General features: G+C 66.8%; 17 protein-coding genes and 1 pseudogene. 8 read left to right on the top strand and 10 right to left on the bottom strand.

Translation table 11 applies throughout. The annotated features are described in order from the left end of the window. Positions 1–96: 96 nt before the first annotated feature. On the bottom strand, positions 97–1,053 hold the full coding sequence (locus tag OG804_RS24655; RefSeq protein WP_328390338.1) for a helix-turn-helix transcriptional regulator: 957 nt from the start codon (positions 1,051–1,053) through the stop codon (positions 97–99). 96 nt (positions 1,054–1,149) lie between these two features. Between OG804_RS24655 and OG804_RS24650 the strand changes: the two genes are divergently transcribed. Both OG804_RS24650 and OG804_RS24645 read left to right on the top strand, forming a co-directional pair. Further along, on the top strand, positions 1,150–1,764 hold the full coding sequence (locus tag OG804_RS24650) for a TIGR03086 family metal-binding protein (RefSeq protein WP_328390336.1): 615 nt from the start codon (positions 1,150–1,152) through the stop codon (positions 1,762–1,764). A 188-nt stretch (positions 1,765–1,952) separates the two neighbouring features. Further along, positions 1,953–2,426 (top strand): MarR family winged helix-turn-helix transcriptional regulator, encoded by a 474-nt coding sequence (locus OG804_RS24645; RefSeq protein ID WP_328390331.1) that lies wholly within the window; start codon positions 1,953–1,955, stop codon positions 2,424–2,426. Positions 2,427–2,515: 89 nt separating this feature from the next. Here OG804_RS24645 and OG804_RS24640 read toward each other — a convergent pair whose 3' ends face one another. Beyond that, complete coding sequence (locus tag OG804_RS24640) at positions 2,516–2,842, bottom strand: hypothetical protein (protein ID WP_328390329.1); 327 nt, start codon at positions 2,840–2,842, stop codon at positions 2,516–2,518. Next, positions 2,835–2,981: a hypothetical protein gene (locus OG804_RS24635; protein WP_328390327.1), complete on the bottom strand. Its 147-nt coding sequence runs from the start codon at positions 2,979–2,981 to the stop codon at positions 2,835–2,837. Before OG804_RS24635 ends, OG804_RS24640 begins: the two co-directional genes overlap by 8 nt. A 340-nt stretch (positions 2,982–3,321) precedes the next feature. On the opposite strand from OG804_RS24635, the gene OG804_RS24630 reads away from it, so the two are divergent. The 3 genes from OG804_RS24630 to OG804_RS24620 all read left to right on the top strand — a co-directional run bounded on the left by OG804_RS24630 (position 3,322) and on the right by OG804_RS24620 (position 4,790). Beyond that, a complete protein-coding gene (locus OG804_RS24630; protein WP_328390325.1) occupies positions 3,322–4,200 on the top strand; it encodes a helix-turn-helix domain-containing protein in 879 nt (292 codons plus the stop codon). A gap of 2 nt (positions 4,201–4,202) precedes the next feature. Beyond that, positions 4,203–4,406, top strand: coding sequence for a DUF397 domain-containing protein (locus tag OG804_RS24625; RefSeq protein ID WP_328390323.1), 204 nt, complete (start codon positions 4,203–4,205; stop codon positions 4,404–4,406). A 180-nt stretch (positions 4,407–4,586) separates the two neighbouring features. Beyond that, positions 4,587–4,790 (top strand): DUF397 domain-containing protein, encoded by a 204-nt coding sequence (locus OG804_RS24620; RefSeq protein WP_328390321.1) that lies wholly within the window; start codon positions 4,587–4,589, stop codon positions 4,788–4,790. Between the two features lie 579 nt (positions 4,791–5,369). On the opposite strand, the gene OG804_RS24615 is transcribed toward OG804_RS24620, so the two are convergent. Then, positions 5,370–6,365 carry an AraC family transcriptional regulator gene (locus OG804_RS24615; protein WP_328390319.1) on the bottom strand — a complete coding sequence of 332 codons (996 nt, stop codon included), beginning with the start codon at positions 6,363–6,365 and terminating at the stop codon, positions 5,370–5,372. A 144-nt stretch (positions 6,366–6,509) separates the two neighbouring features. Between OG804_RS24615 and OG804_RS24610 the strand changes: the two genes are divergently transcribed. Further along, a complete protein-coding gene (locus tag OG804_RS24610; RefSeq protein WP_328390317.1) occupies positions 6,510–7,562 on the top strand; it encodes a saccharopine dehydrogenase family protein in 1,053 nt (350 codons plus the stop codon). Positions 7,563–7,683: 121 nt separating this feature from the next. Here OG804_RS24610 and dmpG read toward each other — a convergent pair whose 3' ends face one another. The 4 genes and pseudogenes from dmpG to OG804_RS24590 form a co-directional block, all read right to left on the bottom strand. Next, on the bottom strand, positions 7,684–8,736 hold the full coding sequence (gene dmpG, locus OG804_RS24605; RefSeq protein WP_328390315.1) for a 4-hydroxy-2-oxovalerate aldolase: 1,053 nt from the start codon (positions 8,734–8,736) through the stop codon (positions 7,684–7,686). 14 nt (positions 8,737–8,750) lie between these two features. Next, entirely contained in the window at positions 8,751–9,671 is a 921-nt protein-coding gene (locus OG804_RS24600) for an acetaldehyde dehydrogenase (acetylating) (protein ID WP_328390313.1), read from the bottom strand. A gap of 18 nt (positions 9,672–9,689) precedes the next feature. Further along, positions 9,690–9,887, bottom strand: a pseudogene (locus OG804_RS24595) (2-keto-4-pentenoate hydratase); the annotation flags it as partial. A 2-nt stretch (positions 9,888–9,889) separates the two neighbouring features. After that, positions 9,890–11,539: an FAD-binding protein gene (locus tag OG804_RS24590; protein ID WP_328390311.1), complete on the bottom strand. Its 1,650-nt coding sequence runs from the start codon at positions 11,537–11,539 to the stop codon at positions 9,890–9,892. Positions 11,540–11,643: 104 nt separating this feature from the next. Between OG804_RS24590 and kstD the strand changes: the two genes are divergently transcribed. Continuing rightward, positions 11,644–13,332: a 3-oxosteroid 1-dehydrogenase gene (gene kstD / locus OG804_RS24585; protein WP_328390309.1), complete on the top strand. Its 1,689-nt coding sequence runs from the start codon at positions 11,644–11,646 to the stop codon at positions 13,330–13,332. Between the two features lie 19 nt (positions 13,333–13,351). Next, a complete protein-coding gene (locus tag OG804_RS24580) occupies positions 13,352–14,215 on the top strand; it encodes a MaoC/PaaZ C-terminal domain-containing protein (protein WP_328390307.1) in 864 nt (287 codons plus the stop codon). Positions 14,216–14,385: 170 nt separating this feature from the next. Here the strand turns inward: OG804_RS24580 and OG804_RS24575 are convergent, their stop codons facing one another. Both OG804_RS24575 and OG804_RS24570 read right to left on the bottom strand, forming a co-directional pair. Next, complete coding sequence (locus OG804_RS24575; RefSeq protein WP_328390305.1) at positions 14,386–15,189, bottom strand: esterase/lipase family protein; 804 nt, start codon at positions 15,187–15,189, stop codon at positions 14,386–14,388. A gap of 266 nt (positions 15,190–15,455) precedes the next feature. Continuing rightward, positions 15,456–16,397: a MerR family transcriptional regulator gene (locus OG804_RS24570; protein ID WP_328390303.1), complete on the bottom strand. Its 942-nt coding sequence runs from the start codon at positions 16,395–16,397 to the stop codon at positions 15,456–15,458. Positions 16,398–16,443: the final 46 nt, after the last annotated feature.

Raw genomic sequence — 16,443 nt, 5'->3', positions numbered from 1 at the left:
CCAGGAGCGGAGTCGAGATAGCCGCCCGCGTTCGGTCCAGCACAGTAGGACCGTCGAGCTCCACCCACGACGGCCCATCGCGCAGGATTCGTAAGGTCACAGATGTGCGACCGCCTCCCGGTAGCGCCGCCCCAGCGTGCGGATATGGTCCACCAGCTCCGGCGGACCGTCGATGCGGAAGTCCATCATCAGCATGCTCAGATAGATGGCGAGGGTCTCCATCGCGTCCGCGCCGGTGATCAGCACACAGGAGCTGTCGTCGACCGGTTCCACCACCCCGACCGCGGGGTTGATCCGGGCGAGCACGATCTGCGCGGGCGCCAGCACAGTGACCCGGGCGTGCACCTTCCAGCCCGCGGATGCGATCTCCCGCAGCACGAAGGCCACCAGATCGTGTTCGGGCAGCGTCCGCGCCGCGAATCGCCGCGTGCCCGGCACGACCCGGCGCCGGTCGGCCACCGGAAAAGCCCGCCAGATATGACCGTCCAGGTCATAGCCGACCAGGTACCAGCGCCGCTGCCAGCTGACCAGGCGGTACGGCTCCACGTGGTTGCCGTCGAGTTCGAGAACCCGGGCGGCCCGGATGGCGGCGGCGATCGTCGCCAGAGTTTCCGCGGGTACCGGCGCGTCCGGTTCGCGGGAACCGGTGGTCGCCGGGCCCACCGCGGTGGTTTCGCGTAACGCGTTCACGGTGCGCTGCAACCGTTTCGGCAGGATTCGCTCCAGTTTGGCCAGGGCGCGTTTCACGCTCTGGTCGATATCGGCGATACCGGTGGACCCGTCCTCGGCCAGACCGACCGCGACCGCTACGGCGATCGCTTCGTCGTCGTCGAGCAGCAGCGGCGGCATGGTGGCGCCGTGCCCCAGGCGGTAGCCGCCGACCGGGCCCCGGGTGGCGTGCACCGGATAACCGAGGTCACGCAGGCGGGCGATGTCCTGGCGCAGGGTGCGGCCGGTGATTCCGAGGCGTTGGGCGAGTTCGGGTCCGGTATAGGCGCGGTCCTGGAGCAGCGACAACAACCGGAGCACGCGGGTCGTGGTGGTGGCGGTCACAAATCCTCTTTCGCACCGGAGCGGTAATCAGGAACGAAATGAGCCTAATAGGGCCATATGCTGAGTTCAACGCCGGAACAACCGAGAGGCAAGACAATGGAAATCACCACCGCGCCCGACGCCACCGCCCAGCTCGCGCCGATCTGGCGGGATGTGCTGACCGCCGCGCACGACGCCCTGCGGTCGGTGATCGCCGGAGTCGAACCGGGCCAGTGGCAGCTCGCCACCCCGTGCGCGGAATGGAATGTCGCACAGGTGGCCGAGCACGCCGCCGCCGACCAACGCGCCTTCGCCGCGGCCCTCGGCGTGGGCGCCGGCCCCGCCTACGACCCCTTCTCCCCGCCCGGAGATATCGCCGACGGACCCGTCTCCCTGGTCGCCGTCGCCTTGGCGGAGACCGCGACAGCGTGGTCGACCGTCGCCGACGACACCGAAACCGTCCCCACCCCGCTCCCCTTCGGACCGCTGCCCACCCCCATCGCCGCGGTGCTGTGCGCGCTGGACGCGGCCGTGCACGCCTGGGACATCGCCGTCGCCACCGGACAGACGTCACCGTTGACCGATGATCTCGCGGCTCCCATCCTCACCGCCGCGCGCGGCCGCATCGAACCCCTGCGCGACTGGGGCGCGTACGGCGCGATCGTCGAAGGCCGGGACGGCACCAGTACCGACCAGCTGCTCCGGTACCTGGGTCGCCGGCCAGGCCACTGATCCGGCGCGCGGATCGGTCACGCGGGGGACCCCGCGTGACCGGTCGGCGAGTTCGGCACTCCAGCACCGGATCAGGGCTGTCGAAGGTCCCGTGGGCCGACAGCTCGGGATCGAACTCGGCAGGTAGAGGGCTTTGCCACCGGCATTCCGGCCGATACCGGAGCAGACGGGCCAGATAGGTTCAGACCATGGCTGCGCGCGAACTCCTCGACGACCCGCGGCTGACCACGGTCGGCCTGCTGTTCGAGACACACCACGGTCTGCTGACAAGACTGGCGCCCGCCTGGGAGGCGCACGGACTCTCCGGACTCGACCTCGACGCCCTGCTCCGGCTGAGCCGGTCGCCGGAACAACGGCTGCGCATGACCGACCTGGCGACCCAGGCCTCGCTGTCCACCAGCGGCGTCACCCGGCTGATCGACCGGCTGACCAGAAACGGCCTGGTGACACGTGAACTCGACCGCGCCGACCGGCGCGCCTCCTACGCCACCCTGACCGAGGCCGGCTCCGAGCGACTCGACGAGGTGCTGCCGGACTACCTCGACGCGATCCAACGCTCGCTCGTCGACGTGCTCACAGCCGAGCAACTCGACGCACTGGTCTGCGCCCTGCGCATTGTGCGCGACACCGTCGATCCGACGGCCGCGGCCGTCGACCGGTGACCCGAGGAGGTTCTCGGCCGGGCGGCACAGCGCGATCGTGGGACCGATGAGACCGACCACCAACAGAACCGGCGCCGCGTCGGCCCACATCAGGCTCTTCCCCGTTCGGGGTCGGCGCCGGGCCACTGATATTCCCGGGGGTAGATCTGCATCGGCGTGATCAGCGCAGCGTTCTCGGTGATGAGGTGTCGTAGGTCGTCGGCGTGCTCGAAACTCGGGACCACCACCGCTTCCGCCTCGACCTCGGCCGCGTGCGCGGCCAGCGCATGAATGGCGAGACGAGGGCCGATATTGATCTCAACCGTGTACACCAGCCGGTATCCGTGTCTTTCGGCGAGTTCGTGCAGGTCGATGTCGCGCATCGGGATCGCCGGCCGGATCAGCGCGATCGCCGGCGGCGGGATCCGGTCAGACATGGCGCTCCTCGGCCAGTTCCGCCCACCGCCGCATGACCTCGAGTAGATGTTCCAGCTGGACGAGCGTCGTCGGGACCGTCCATGCGGCCCCGTCCGGGATGTCGCCTCGGACTCTGATCGGCAGCGGTGTAGCGCACATGGTTCTCTGCTCCTGGCACTAGTCTGGTGCGCACCCGGTGCAGGGTCCGACGAAGGTCAGTGGCATCAGCGTGCCTACGAACCAGTTGATTCGGACCATCAGCTTTCGGCTACTCCTGGCGTCGAGCTGGTGTCTCCCAGGTGGCTCTGGAAGTTGGCCTGCACCGGGTGCCTTCTGAGTAGAACTGTGCCGCAGGTGAATTGAGAAGCCGTACTCTGGCAAATCCAAGCGGAAGTTCTGAATTTCCTGCACAGATATTGCAGCACTGCGCTTTCCAGGATTCAGGCTTCCATATTGGGGGCTTCCATATTCCACACATCCGGTTAGCAAAGGTAACTACATGGCAAACGGATCTACGCTCCCCCGCCGAGCTCTGGGCCGCCAGCTGCGAAAATTGCGTGAGAGAGCCGGTTTCACGCAGTCCGCGGCCTCCCGCGTAGCCGAGATCTCGCCGCAGTCCTATGGTCGCATCGAGGACGGCCGGCAGACGAAGGTCACCGATCTCGGACTCAACGCACTGGCGAACGCCTACGAGACCACAGACGAGGAGCGTCGGCTCCTACTCGACCTCGCCCGCGAGATCAGAGCGGCAACGGCTTCCGGTGGCGGATGGTGGCGGGCTTACGCGGACGCAATCGCCTCGGGGTTCCATCACTACCTGTCCCTGGAGGAGGCGGCGAACTGGGTAACCTCCTGGCAGACGACGGTGGTGCCCGGTTTACTACAGACCCGCGACTACCGGCAGGCGCTCACCTGGGCAACAAACCCGGACCAGTCGCCGGAGGAGGTCAATCGGACGCTGGACGTCGCAGCGCGGCGGCAAGATCTGCTGAACCGGCCCGAATTCCATTTCGAGGCGCTGATGAGCGAGGCTGTTTTGAGGTACACCGTCGGTAGCCCGACCGTCATGGCGGAGCAGGTGAAGCGCTTGATAGATCGCGCAGCCGCGCCGAACGTGGAAATCCGGGTCGTCCCGAACAGTGAGACCCGCCCCGTTGGGTTGTTCTCCCGCTCATTCCACCTGTTCAGCTTCCCGCCGCTGCCTTCGTCCAAGTTACAGGAGCCACCGGTGGCATTTATGGAGGCTTTGACCGGCGATCTCTATATTGAGCGCCGCGACGAAGTCGAGAAGTTCTCCCGTGAAGCGGAGCGTATCCGGCAGGTAGCGTTGTCGCCGTCGGCATCTCGAGATCTGATGCTGCGGATTGTGGAGGAGTGAGGATGATCGATCTGTCTCGGGCCGCATGGTTCAAGAGCAGCCGTAGCCAAGGAGGGACCGAATGCGTAGAAGCCGCCCACCTGGATAACTGCCTTGTCGGCGTGCGGGACTCCAAGAACCCCACCGGCCCCGCCCTGATCTTCACCCCCGGCGAGTGGGACGTCTTCCTGGTCGGCGCCAAAAACGGCGAGTTCGATCGCCCCTGACCGAAAACAATGAACCCCTGACTTCGTTCGATGAGAAGTCGGGGGTTCTTTTCCGTGCGGCTTCGTCGAGCGCCCCGACGAAGTGAGCAAGTACTCCGGCGAAGCCGAACGCATCAGGCGGGTAGCGTTGTCGGCGTCGGCATCCAGGGACTTGATGCTGCGGATTTCGAAGGAGCGACAATGACCGACGTGTCTCGGGCCGCATGGTTCAAGAGCAGCCGTAGCCAGGGCGGAAACGACTGCGTAGAGGCCGCCCACCTGGATAACGGCCGTGTCGGCGTGCGGGACTCCAAGAACCCCACCGGCCCCGCCCTGATCTTCACCCCCGGCGAGTGGGACGTCTTCCTGGTCGGCGCCAAAAACGGCGAATTCGATCGCCCCTGATCGAAAACGAAGAACCCCTGACTTCGTTCGATGAGAAGTCGGGGGTTCTTTTCCGTGCGGCTTCGTCGACGGAAGGAGCCGGGTCGCTTCAGTCCAGGAAGCCCGACGTCGCGCGGCCTTTGGTGTCGTGGAGACCGCCAGTGTCCGTTCCGAATGAATAGTGCGGTTGATGAATTCGCTGACCTGCGATCTGAAATCCTGGATGCGGTTTCGGTGGATCCGGTTGTCCAGAACTCGATTGCGGGATGTGTGAACTTCCGGTGCGTGTGCTTTCCGGCGCCGCAGTCCGCCGTCATCCGCTCGGTCCGTGTCTCAGGGCTTCCACCGTCGACGCGGGGCGGGCGTGAAGTAGGGCCGGCGCAGACTGACCACCGCCTCGGCTCGGCTTGTCGTCGCGGTTCGATTCGTTCCAGCCAGGGAGCGGGTTCGGCCCCAGTGCCGCGGTAGCCCGCGGAAGCGAGGCCGAGCCGGACGTAATCGAACGACCGGCCCCCGCACATCCGGTCGTGTGGCTTCCGCGATCGGCGACGGGTCTGCGAAACATTGGCTGTGGCTTTCCTGGGTGCCGGGTGTTCAGGCCTATTTTTCGGATTCGACGGTGCGGGTGACTGCGCGAGTCGAGAATTCGGTCGATCGTCCTGGGTTCTGGTCCGGTGCTCGAGCTGGTCGGTTCGTCTTTCGAAATTGACCTGGTGGCCGGCCGAATTCGTTTTTGAATGCATGGGCGAACGCGAATTCGGATGCATAACCGGAGTCTCGGGCGATGACCGTCAGCGGGGTATCGGTGTCACGCAGTTGCCGAGCCGCGAGGGTCATGCGCCACCAGGTGAGGTAGGCGATGGGTGGCCGGCCGATGAGGTCGGTGAATCGGCGGGCGAGGCCGGCTCGCGAAATCCCCGCGTGGGCGGCGAGTTCGGCGACGGTCCAGCCGTGCCCGGGCGAGCCGTGGATCGCCGAGAGCGCCGCGGCGACGGCTGGGTCGTGTAACGCAGCCGACCACCCGGTGTCGGTTCGGCGGTCGAGCCAGCCGCGCAGGATGTGTAGCAGCAGCGCGTCGAGCAGGGAGCGGAGCATGGCATCGTGACCGGGCCGGTCGGCGGCGAGTTCGCTGTCGAGGAGATCGATGATCGCCCCGACCGGGGTATGGCGTGTTTCCGGGGCGGGCAGATGGATGACCTCGGGCAGATCGGCGAGCATCGGATGTGACCGGCTTCGATCGAGCAGGTAGGCACCACACAGCAGCACGGTCTCTGGTTGCGGTGCGGATGCGGTGTCCGATCGGGACGGTCGCGGGTTCACCCGGCGCAGCGATGCAGCAGCAGGACGTAGTGGTGTGGCCGGATCGTCGGCCAGGCCATGGGTGCATCCTCCGGTGAGGAAGACTATGTCGCCCGGCCGCAGCGCAATCGGGTCGGCGGCGGGGGGCAGGAACCAGCAGGTGCCTGACAAGACCACATGGAATCCCGCGGCATCGAAGGCGGGAAACTGCCAGCCGAACGGCGCGTGGTGGCTGACCCGGCCCGAATGGGGCTCGCCGATCCGCATCGCGGCCACCACGTCAGAAAGGGGATCCACACCATCAAAACTATCAAATCAAGATTCGATCGAGACAGATTCGTATAGATCTTGGATTCTGACGCATTGAACGTCGCAGAGGGTTGGCTTTAGGTTCGAATTGCTGCTGATCATGCAGCGGAATCACGAGCCACAGGAGTTGACATGCTCATCACCGTCTACGGCGCCACCGGCTATCAGGGCAAACTCACCCTTACCGAGTTGTCCCGCCATGGCGTAGAGGTCCGGCTCGTCGGTCGAGAGCGGACGCGGCTGGAATCCGCCGCCGTCGAGGTCGGAATTCCCGGCGCCGATCGCCGGGTGGCCGGTCTCGACGACCGCGCCGCTCTCGTTGCCGCTTTGGCGGGTAGCGATGTCGTCATCAACTGTGCGGGACCGTTCACCACCTCCGGCGCGGTGATGGTCGATGCTGCGATCGCCGCCGGCGCCCACTACGTCGACACCGCGGGCGAGCAACAGTATGTGAAGGGTGTTTTCGATTCCTTCGGCGGCGACGCCGAGCGGGCGGGTGTCACGGTAGTGCCGGCGGTCAACGACGGCTGCCTGCCGGGCGACCTGCTCGCGCACCTGATCGCCGAGCGGACCGGGCCGCTGGCGGAGATCACGGTCAGCCACTTCATCACCGGTGCTGCCGGCCTCTCACGCGGATCGCTGCGCTCGGCGTTGGCGACGATGGACGCGATGCGGTCGGGCGGGCTGACCTATGACAATGGTGTCTGGCGCAGCGGCATCCCGGCCCGGCACGAGACGATCACATTGCCCGACGGCGAGTCCGTCGCGATGGCGGCGCTGCCGACGTGCGAGGTAGTCACCATCCCCCGGCACGTGCAGGTCGATCATGTCGAAAGCCTGCTGGAGGCAACCTTGAAGGCCGGCCTCGAAACACCCCTCACGCCGGAACTGATCGCAGGGCTTCCCGCAGGCCCGACCGAGTACGACCGCGCCGGGCAGCAATTCACCTACCTGCTCGACGCCGTGGACCACCAGGGTCTGCGGACACGAGGAGTCATCCGAGGCCGAGACACCTACGGAACCACCGCCGTCGCCGCGGTCGAAGCAGCCCGGCGATTGGCAGCAGGCAATACTGCCGCCGGAGTACTCACCCCGGCGCAGGCATTCGATCCCGCAGACTTCCTCGAAACCCTCTCCGGCCGCGACCTCAGCTGGACCATCGAAGCGACCCTGACAGTGAAGTGACATAGCGGTCACGTCTTCAGCGGAATTGAGCTGTCGTCGGCGGCGTGGCCGGGAGTTGAGTAGGACCGCTCGATCTGAACTGGACGCAGATGCGACGTATCCACCGGCTGCCCAACAGTATTCAGTGACTCTCCGCTCGAGCGGAAGAGGTTTCCGTCTCGCGCCGCAGTTCCAGAGCGATATCGATCAACTGATCCTCCTGTCCCCCGACCAGGTTCCGCCGACCCGCCCGCACCAGCATCTCCGCCGCCGAAACCCCGTATCGCTCCGCTTGCCGTTCGGCATGTTTGAGGAAACTCGAATACACGCCCGCATAGCCCATCATGAGCGACTGCCTGTCCAGCAGACATTCCTGCGGCATCGCCGGGCGCACCACGTCTTCGGCGGCGTCGGCGATGGCGAAGAAATCGATCCCCGTTTTCACGCCGATCTTGTCGCAGACCCCGACCAGCGCCTCCACCGGAGTATTCCCGGCCCCGGCGCCGAATCGGCGCGTGCTGCCGTCGATCTGAGTCGCTCCGGCGCGGATCGCGTAGACCGAGTTGGCGACCGCGAGGTCCAGGTTCTCGTGACCGTGGAAACCGACCTGTGCGTCGCTGCCCAGTTCGGCGACCAGGGCTGAGACCCGGTCGGCGACCTGGTCCAGCACGAGCGCGCCCGCGGAGTCGACGATGTACACGCACTGGCAGCCGGCGTCGGCCATGATGCGGGCCTGCCGGGCCAGCAGTTCCGGTGGCTGGGTGTGCGACATCATCAGGAAGCCCACGGTTTCCAGACCCAGTTCGCGGGCCAGGCCGAAATGCTGGATCGAGACGTCGGCTTCGGTGCAGTGGGTGGCGATCCGGCAGATACTCGCGCCGTTGCCGTGGGCGATCTCGATATCCGCCTTCACCCCCACCCCGGGCAGCATGAGGACCGCGATCTTCGCTTGTTTCGCGGTCTCGGCGGCGATCGTGACGAGGTCCTGCTCGGGGGTCTTGGAGAACCCGTAGTTGAACGAGGAACCGCCGAGCCCGTCGCCGTGGGTCACCTCGAGCACCGGCACCCCGGCGCCGTCGAGCGCGGCGACGATATCGCGTACCTCGGCGGCGGTGAACTGATGGCGCTTGTGATGGGATCCGTCGCGCAACGAAGTATCGGTGACGCGGATATCGAGCTCATTCGAGTACGCCATGTCGATCTCCCTTCTCAGACCCGGGCCGAGATGATCTGGCCGGCGACGACCTCGCCGACCCTGGTGGCCGCGGCGGTCATGATGTCGAGATTCCCCGAATACGGCGGCAGGAAATCCCCGGCGCCCTCCACTTCGACGAATACCGAGCATTTCGCCATCCCGCCGGAAACGATCGAAGGCGGATCGAACTGAGGTTCGTTGAGCAGGCGGTAACCGGGCACGTACTGCTGGATATCGGCGACCATCCGATGAATGGACGCGCTGATCGAATCGGTGTCGGCATTGTCGGGGATCGCGCAGAAAATGGTGTCGCGCATGATCATCGGCGGGTCGGCGGGATTCAGGATGATGATCGCCTTACCGCGCGCCGCACCGCCGATGGTTTCCACGCCGCGACCGGTGGTCTCGGTGAATTCGTCGATATTGGCGCGGGTGCCGGGGCCGGCCGAGACCGACGCCACCGAGGCCACTATCTCGGCATAGGGCACATCGACCACCCGGGACACGGCGGCGACGATCGGAATCGTCGCCTGTCCGCCGCAGGTGATCATATTGACGTTGGGCGCCTCGAGATTGGCGTCGAGATTCACCGGCGGCACCACGGCCGGGCCGACAGCGGCGGGTGTCAGATCAACGGCGCGGATTCCGGACGCGGCGTATTTCGCGGCGGCGTCGCGATGTACCCGAGCCGAAGTGGCCTCGAAGACGATATCGGGTTTCTCGGGTTGGGCGAGCAGCCAGTCGACGCCTTCCGCGGAGGTTTCCAGACCGAGGCCGGCCGCACGTTTCAATCCCTCGCTGGCCGGATCGATGCCGATCATCCAGCGCGGTTCGATCATCCGCGAACGTCGCAGTTTGTACAGCAGGTCGGTACTGATATTGCCCGACCCGACAATGGCGGCCGTGACCTTTTCGGCAGTCGCTTTCCCGGACACGTGCTACCTCCTCGCCTTCGACGACAGCCCGACCTTGTGGCCCACCACCCGCGCACCGGCGTCCAGCCGGCGGCGGATATCGATCAATTGGATCTCGTAGGAGTCGACGACGTCGATTTCCGGATAGCGGGCGACCAGCGGGCCGATGGCGACGCGGTCCTGTTCGGCCCGCCGCAATTCGTCGGCGAGCTCGGTTCGTACCGCGTCGGCCAGCAAAGCTAGACCCCTTCCGCAGGTGCCCCCCGCGATATCCGCTCTCCGGCCGGGCCGGTGCAGACGGAGATCTCGTCCGCCGCGCTACGGCCCGCACGACGGCCGGAGAAAATACAGTCTGCCAGGGACAAGCCGCTGACGTAGGAGTTCACGCAGATCCCGGCAGCCGTCCGGCCGGCCGCGTACAGACCCGGAATCTCCGCGCCGCCGGCGGTGCGGACGGCGCCGGTCTCCTCGTCGACCACCAGACCGCCGACGGTGAACATGGGGCACGGGTTGGGCAGGCTCGGTTTGATCGATACGTCCAGCAGCCAGTACGGTCCCGCGCCGACCGGACGGACGAATTCGGCCGGTTTGCCGACCGGGTCGGGGGCGCCGGTGGCGAAGGCGGAATTGTGCGCGGCCACCGTCTCCCGCAACCCGGCCGCGTCGATACCCGCGGCGGCGGCCACCGCGTCCAAGGTCTTACCCCGCTTCGCCTTGCGGCGCATGACCTCGAACTGCATCCGCTGGAACCACGCGGCCTGCGGCCCGATCTGGGAGAGGGCGGTGCGCATGAGGGCGTTGTCGGCCAACAGCCAGCCGATACCGTCGTGCCTGTTGATCAGGGCCTCGCCCACCGCGGCGCCGTAGCGGGTCTCATCGATCACCCGCTGCCCCTTCCCGTCGACCAGGACGGCGCCGGTGAACGAACTGGGCGGCAGCAGGAACCGCCAGGCCGAGACGTTCTCCATCCGGTCGGTCGCGCCGCCGACGCTGCGACCCAGTTCGATCCCACTGCCGTCGTCACCGGAACTTCCCAGTGCCAGGCCGTGCTTGTAGGCGGGTGCGTAGGAGTGCAGCATCTCCCGGTTGGCGATGAAACCGCCCGCGGTCAGCACCACTCCCCGGCGGGCCAGCACCCGGATCGTGGCGCCGTACTTGTGGTCCAGACGCGCGAGTCGTTCCTCCAGGGCGCGCCGCAGCGGCGGGTAATAGATGCCGGGTTTGGCGGCAACGGCGGCCATCCGGGTGTAGCGGGCCTTGACGCGAGCGGGCGCGTCGCGCAGAGTGCGGCATTCGACGCCGACGACGGTGCCGACATCGTCGGTGATCAGCGCGGTGGCCGTGGTCAGCGATTCGACCCGGACCCCGCGCCGCGCCGCCGACTCGGCCAGCGGCGCGAACAGTTTCTTTCCCGAGGTTCCCCACCCTTTGACCCGGTGACCGCGCTGTTTGGGGGTGATATCGGCGAAGGCGCCCGAGATCTCACTGCCGGAGTAGTAGAGGTAGTAGTCGTTGTTCGGATAGGAGGTCTTGTAGGGGCACAGGGACGCCTCGAAGGGCACCCCGTGCCCGGTCAGCCAGTCGATCAGGGCGGGACTGTCGTCGACGAAACGACGCAGAGTCGCGGGTGAGACGGCATCGCCGACCTCGCGCTCGAGATAGGCCAGCATCAGTTCCGGGGTGTCCTCGACCCCGCCGGCGCGCTGTACCCAGGTGCCGCCGCCTGCGTAGATGATGCCGCCGGAGAGCGCGGTCGCGCCCCCGCCGGTGAAACGATCCAGGACGACCACCTGGGCCCCGTCCTCGGTGGCCTGCAGAGCCGTTGCCGCGCCCGCCGCGCCGTATCCGACGACCACCACATCGGCGGTCAGGTCCCATTCGTGCCTCATGTACCCCACTCCACCAGAAACTGAAACGAGTTTCCCTGCTGTTTACGCCGTGGATCAAGTCTTCTGCCACACAACATAGACCTACGGCGCCCCTATTCTATAACGTGTTCTACATGAACGATCGGGAATACGATGTGGTGGTGGTCGGCAGCGGCGCCGCCGGGATGACCGCCGCCCTCACCGCCGCGCACAACGGGCTGAGTGTGGTGATCCTGGAAAAGGCGCCGTACTACGGTGGATCGACCGCGCGCTCGGGCGGCGGGGTGTGGATCCCCGGCAACAAGGCCCTGCGCGATTCGGGCGGTCCCGACGACCGCGAGGAAGCCCGCAGGTACCTGCACAGCATCATCGGCGACGTGGTCCCCGCCGAACGGATCGATACCTATATCGACCGCGGCGCGGAAGCCATGGACTTCGTCCTCGACCATTCACCGCTGAGGATGACCTGGGTCAAGGGCTACTCCGACTACTACCCCGAGGCCCCCGGCGGCCGGGCGGGCGGCCGGTCCTGTGAACCGAAGCCGTTCAACGCCAAGATCCTCGGCGAGGAGCGCTTCAATATCCACCCGCCCTATTCGAAGGCCCCGCTGAACGTGGCGGTCACCCAGGCCGACTTCGTCCGGTTGAACCTGATCCGACGGCATCCGAAGGGGGCGCTACGGGCCCTGCGGGTCGGGGTGCGCACCTACTGGGCCAAGTTCACCAACAAACATCTGATGGTGATGGGCCAGGCCGTGATCGCGGGCATGCGCAAGGGCCTCATGGATGCGAACGTGCCACTGCTGCTCGATACCCCCATGACCAAGCTGATCGTCGAGAACGGCAAGGTCACCGGCGTGGAGGCCACCCACAACGGTGAGACTGTCACCTTCACCGCCCGTCGCGGCGTGGTGCTCGGCAGCGGCGGCTTCGAACACAATGCCGAGATGCGGGCGAAGTACCAGCGCGAGCCGATCACCACTGAGTGGACGACCGGCGCCGCCACCAATACCGGTGATGGCATCGTCGCCGGGATGGACGCGGGTGCGGCGATCGGTTTCATGGAGGACGCGTGGTGGGGTCCGACCATCTTCAAAGGCGGTAAACCCTGGTTCGCGCTGTCCGAGCGCAACCTGCCCGGCTCGATCATGATCAACCCGCGGGGCGAGCGGTTCGGGAACGAATCGGCGCCCTACGTGGAGGCGGTCCACACCATGTACGGCGGCGAGTACGGGCAGGGTGAGGGTCCCGGCGAGAACATCCCCACCTGGCTGGTCTTCGATCAGCGCTACCGCAACCGGTACATGTTCGCCAGCCTCCAGCCGGGCCTGAAATTCCCGTCGCGCTGGATGGAGAACGACCTCATCGTCAAGGCCGCCACCCTGAACGAGCTGGCCGAGAAGATCGGGGTGCCCGCCGAGAAGCTCGCCGCCACCGTGGAGCGTTTCAACGCCTTCGCCGAATCCGGTGAGGACGAGGACTACGGCCGCGGCGACAGCCAGTACGACCGGTACTACGGCGACCCGACCGTCAAACCCAACCCCTGCCTCGCGTCGCTGGTCCAGGGCCCGTTCTACGCGGCCAAGATGGTGCCCGGCGACCTCGGCACCAAGGGCGGCCTGGTCGCCGACACGGCCGCCAGGGTGTTACGTGAGGACGGCACTCCGATCGAGGGCCTCTACGCCTCCGGCAACGTCTCCACCCCGGTGATGGGCCACACTTACGCGGGCCCCGGCGCCACCATCGGACCCGCGATCGCCTTCGGCTACCTCGCGGTCCACGACATCATCGACCGTACGAAGAACGCGGCCTGAGCAGTTCGAGGAGATCCGCATGTCCATCGATCCGAAAATCGCGCTGGGAGCAGAGCTCCCGAGCAAGGAATTCTCCTGGACCGCCACCGATGTCCAGCTGTACCACCTGGGTATCGGCGCGGGCCACCGCTGGACCGACCCCGCCGAACTGCGCTACCTCGACGACCGGGAACCACAGGTGCTGCCCACCTTCGCCACCGTCGCGCACACCCTCCGCGAAACGGACCCGCCGAAGGTGAAGTTCCCGGGCGTCGATATCGATCTCGCCAAGGTGGTGCACGGATCTCAGGAGATCCAGGTGCACCGCCCCATTCCGTCCGCCGGTAAAGCGACCCGGACCGGCCGGATCAGCGAACTCTGGGACAAGGGTTCGAACGCGGTGATCGTGCAGGAGTTCACGGTCACCGGTTCCGACGGCGAGGCCCTGTGGACCGAACGGTCCTCGATCTTCGCCCGCGGCGAAGGCGGATTCGGCGGGGAACGCGGCCCGAGCAGCAAGGCCGGACAGCCAGACCGGGAACCGGATTTCGACGTCACCACCGCGACCCTGCCGCAACAGGCCCTGCTGTACCGGCTCTGCGGCGACCGCAACCCGCTGCACTCGGACCCGGAATTCGCGAAGGGCGCGGGCTTCCCGGCGCCGATCCTGCACGGCCTGTGCACATACGGGATCATCTGCAAAACCGCCACCGACACAGTGCTGGATTCGGCCGCCGACCGGGTTACCGGTTTCAAGGCCCGGTTCGCGGGAGTGCTGTTTCCCGGGGAGACGCTGCGGTCGCGGATCTGGCGGGAACCGGGCCGGTTGACCATCAGTGCCACGGCCGTCGACCGCGCGGACGCGCCGGTGCTGGGAGACGTGGAACTCACCTACGCCGAGTGACCCGACCGATCCACGCGGCGGCCGACGATTTCGCCAGAGATCGTCGGCCGCCTGCTTCCCGATGAAATCGCGGGTGTCGCGATGGGCCGATCCGGCACGCCACAGGTCTGCGTGACTCTGGGTTCACGCGCCCCGACTGCTGCCGGGTTCGGCAGTGACCGGCTGCCGCTTCAGCCGATTCTCGAGTTCATTGAGTCCAGCGCGAGCGGAGACGGCCGGGAGCTGAGGAAGAACTGCCGCGGACAGTCGGTCGCGAGAGGACCACCGCGCAGTGCGGAATCGATCAGATCCTGAAATGCCTTGTCCTGCGGTTCATCTCGATGCACCACGTGGCGTCCGGGGCAGAACTGCTGGACACTCGCGTTGACGGCCCCCGGCAGCGGTTCGCGTTCGGGACCCTCGTTCTCCGAGTACAGGTGGTAGGCGGGGAGCCCGGGCGGCAGGGCCGGCGGCGTGTTCAGCTCCCGCAGAAACGCCGACCCCGGTGCGATATCGCCGCATCCGGGGAACACGGGCGCGCAGAGATTCCCCAGGGGTTCGCCGTAGTTCGGGGTGCCGAAGTCGAGATAGGTCCCCACCGACTCGCGTCCGCCCAGCGATTTCACGTAGTACCGCTGTGCCAGCCCGCCCATGGAGTGGCCGACCAGATCGACCCGCCCGCCGCCGGTGCTCCGCCGGATCTCGGCGACTCGGTCGGCGATCACGGCCGCGGACTCGGCGATGGAGACGGTTCCCGACGATCCGGCGGGCACCCCGGGCAACACCATCGAGTACGCGGTGTAGCCCCGCCCGGACAGCTCCGATCGAAGGCTCTCCAGAATGCCGCGGTCCGCGTCGAAACCGCCGATGACCAGGACGGGATTCGCCGCCGCGAGGTCGGCGTGCGCGATTGCGGTCGGCGCGACGACCGAACCGCAACCGAGGAATGCGAGAACCACACCGAATCGGGCGAGCAGCGCGAACACAGTTTTCATCGACCTGCTTTCCGGAGGCTGAACGGCCGCTCCGCTGTCACCCGAAGCGCGACAGCGTCGACCGACGGCCTGGATGCTAATCCGCTGATCGCCCGGGTGCGCGGAGGCGCAGCGGACCGTCCTGCTCAGCTATTTTGCCCAGCGCATTGATCGCGCGCGCCCGCTCGAGACATTTCGCCACCTCCAGCAGGGCGGCATCGACCGTATCTTTTGAATACCCAGGCCCACCAACTCGTTCGCCTGATGCCGCCGCCCCGGACAGTAGTTCAGCGGTGTCGCAGCGATGCGCGCAATGCCCGGCCGAACCAGGCGAAGACCGGCCCCAGGTCCGGCAGCGGGGCCCAACCGTTGATCGTCGACACCAGCTGCCAGTACCGCGTCACCCGCGAGTCGTCGGCCACTACCAACCGCTCGAGGATCCAGGATCGCAACTCGCTGTCATCCGCTCTGCCGAAAGTCTCGGCATATCGAGCGGTGAGCAGGTCGACGACCGGCACCGCCGAATCCGAGTCCGGCTCGATTCCGGTCGCGAGTGCCCGGCCCACCGCCTCGCGCACGGCTTCGGTCAGCTCGTGGTGCAGCCCGGTGTCGTCTCCGGCGGCACGCTCCTTCGCCTGGTATTCGGCCATCCGGCGCACCGCGGCCCGGAAATCCTCGTCCTGTACCAGCTCCACCAGTTCCATCCACGCCGCGACCTGACCGGTGGTCGGGTCGGCCGGAAGGTCCGGCATGCTCGACCGCAGCAACTCCACGACGGCGGGGGCGGCGTCGGCGGTTCCGAACGTGTCGTCGACGAAATCGTGGACGAGGCGGTGCCGTTCGGCTTCCGAAAGGTTCACCAGTTTGTGCATCAGATCCATCTCCTGAGGGTTCGACTCTCGCTGGGCGACCGCCCGCAACACCGCACGCCGTAGCCGCAGCGTGCGAATCCGGACGTCGAGGGCATCCGCGTGCGCCGCCGCCACTTCGCTCAGTGACGTCTCGCGGGAAAGGATGCGGCGCACGGTCGCCAGATCGATGTCCAGGTCACGCAAGGTGCGAACCAATTCCAGGCGTGCCAGCGCGTGCGTGTCGTAAAGCCGATGACCGGCCGGGCTGTGACAGGTCGCCGGGACGATTCCCTTGTCGGCGTAGAACCGGATCGCCTTGACGGTGAGACCCGTGCGCGCGGCCAGTACCCCGATGGGAAAAAGCGTCTCGTCGTCCATACCGACAGCCTGCGGTCTCCCCCTGGGGGAGGCGCAAGCCGGTTTG

Origin of the sequence: Nocardia sp. NBC_00416, from assembly GCF_036032445.1 — a bacterium.
In the GTDB taxonomy this organism is placed as follows: domain Bacteria; phylum Actinomycetota; class Actinomycetes; order Mycobacteriales; family Mycobacteriaceae; genus Nocardia.
The sequence above is the reverse complement of the archived record's forward strand: the minus strand, read 5'-3'. Positions and strand labels throughout refer to the sequence as shown.

Excerpts from the sequence above, each read along its gene's own strand:
- OG804_RS24650 (WP_328390336.1), top strand. The coding sequence starts at position 1,150 with ATGGAAATCACCACCGCGCCCGACGCCACCGCCCAGCTCGCGCCGATC.
- OG804_RS24645 (WP_328390331.1), top strand. The coding sequence starts at position 1,953 with ATGGCTGCGCGCGAACTCCTCGACGACCCGCGGCTGACCACGGTCGGC.
- OG804_RS24640 (WP_328390329.1), bottom strand. The coding sequence starts at position 2,842 with ATGTCTGACCGGATCCCGCCGCCGGCGATCGCGCTGATCCGGCCGGCG.
- OG804_RS24635 (WP_328390327.1), bottom strand. The coding sequence starts at position 2,981 with ATGTGCGCTACACCGCTGCCGATCAGAGTCCGAGGCGACATCCCGGAC.
- OG804_RS24630 (WP_328390325.1), top strand. The coding sequence starts at position 3,322 with ATGGCAAACGGATCTACGCTCCCCCGCCGAGCTCTGGGCCGCCAGCTG.
- OG804_RS24625 (WP_328390323.1), top strand. The coding sequence starts at position 4,203 with ATGATCGATCTGTCTCGGGCCGCATGGTTCAAGAGCAGCCGTAGCCAA.
- OG804_RS24620 (WP_328390321.1), top strand. The coding sequence starts at position 4,587 with ATGACCGACGTGTCTCGGGCCGCATGGTTCAAGAGCAGCCGTAGCCAG.
- OG804_RS24610 (WP_328390317.1), top strand. The coding sequence starts at position 6,510 with ATGCTCATCACCGTCTACGGCGCCACCGGCTATCAGGGCAAACTCACC.
- dmpG (WP_328390315.1), bottom strand. The coding sequence starts at position 8,736 with ATGGCGTACTCGAATGAGCTCGATATCCGCGTCACCGATACTTCGTTG.
- OG804_RS24590 (WP_328390311.1), bottom strand. The coding sequence starts at position 11,539 with ATGAGGCACGAATGGGACCTGACCGCCGATGTGGTGGTCGTCGGATAC.
- OG804_RS24580 (WP_328390307.1), top strand. The coding sequence starts at position 13,352 with ATGTCCATCGATCCGAAAATCGCGCTGGGAGCAGAGCTCCCGAGCAAG.
- OG804_RS24575 (WP_328390305.1), bottom strand. The coding sequence starts at position 15,189 with ATGAAAACTGTGTTCGCGCTGCTCGCCCGATTCGGTGTGGTTCTCGCA.
- OG804_RS24570 (WP_328390303.1), bottom strand. The coding sequence starts at position 16,397 with ATGGACGACGAGACGCTTTTTCCCATCGGGGTACTGGCCGCGCGCACG.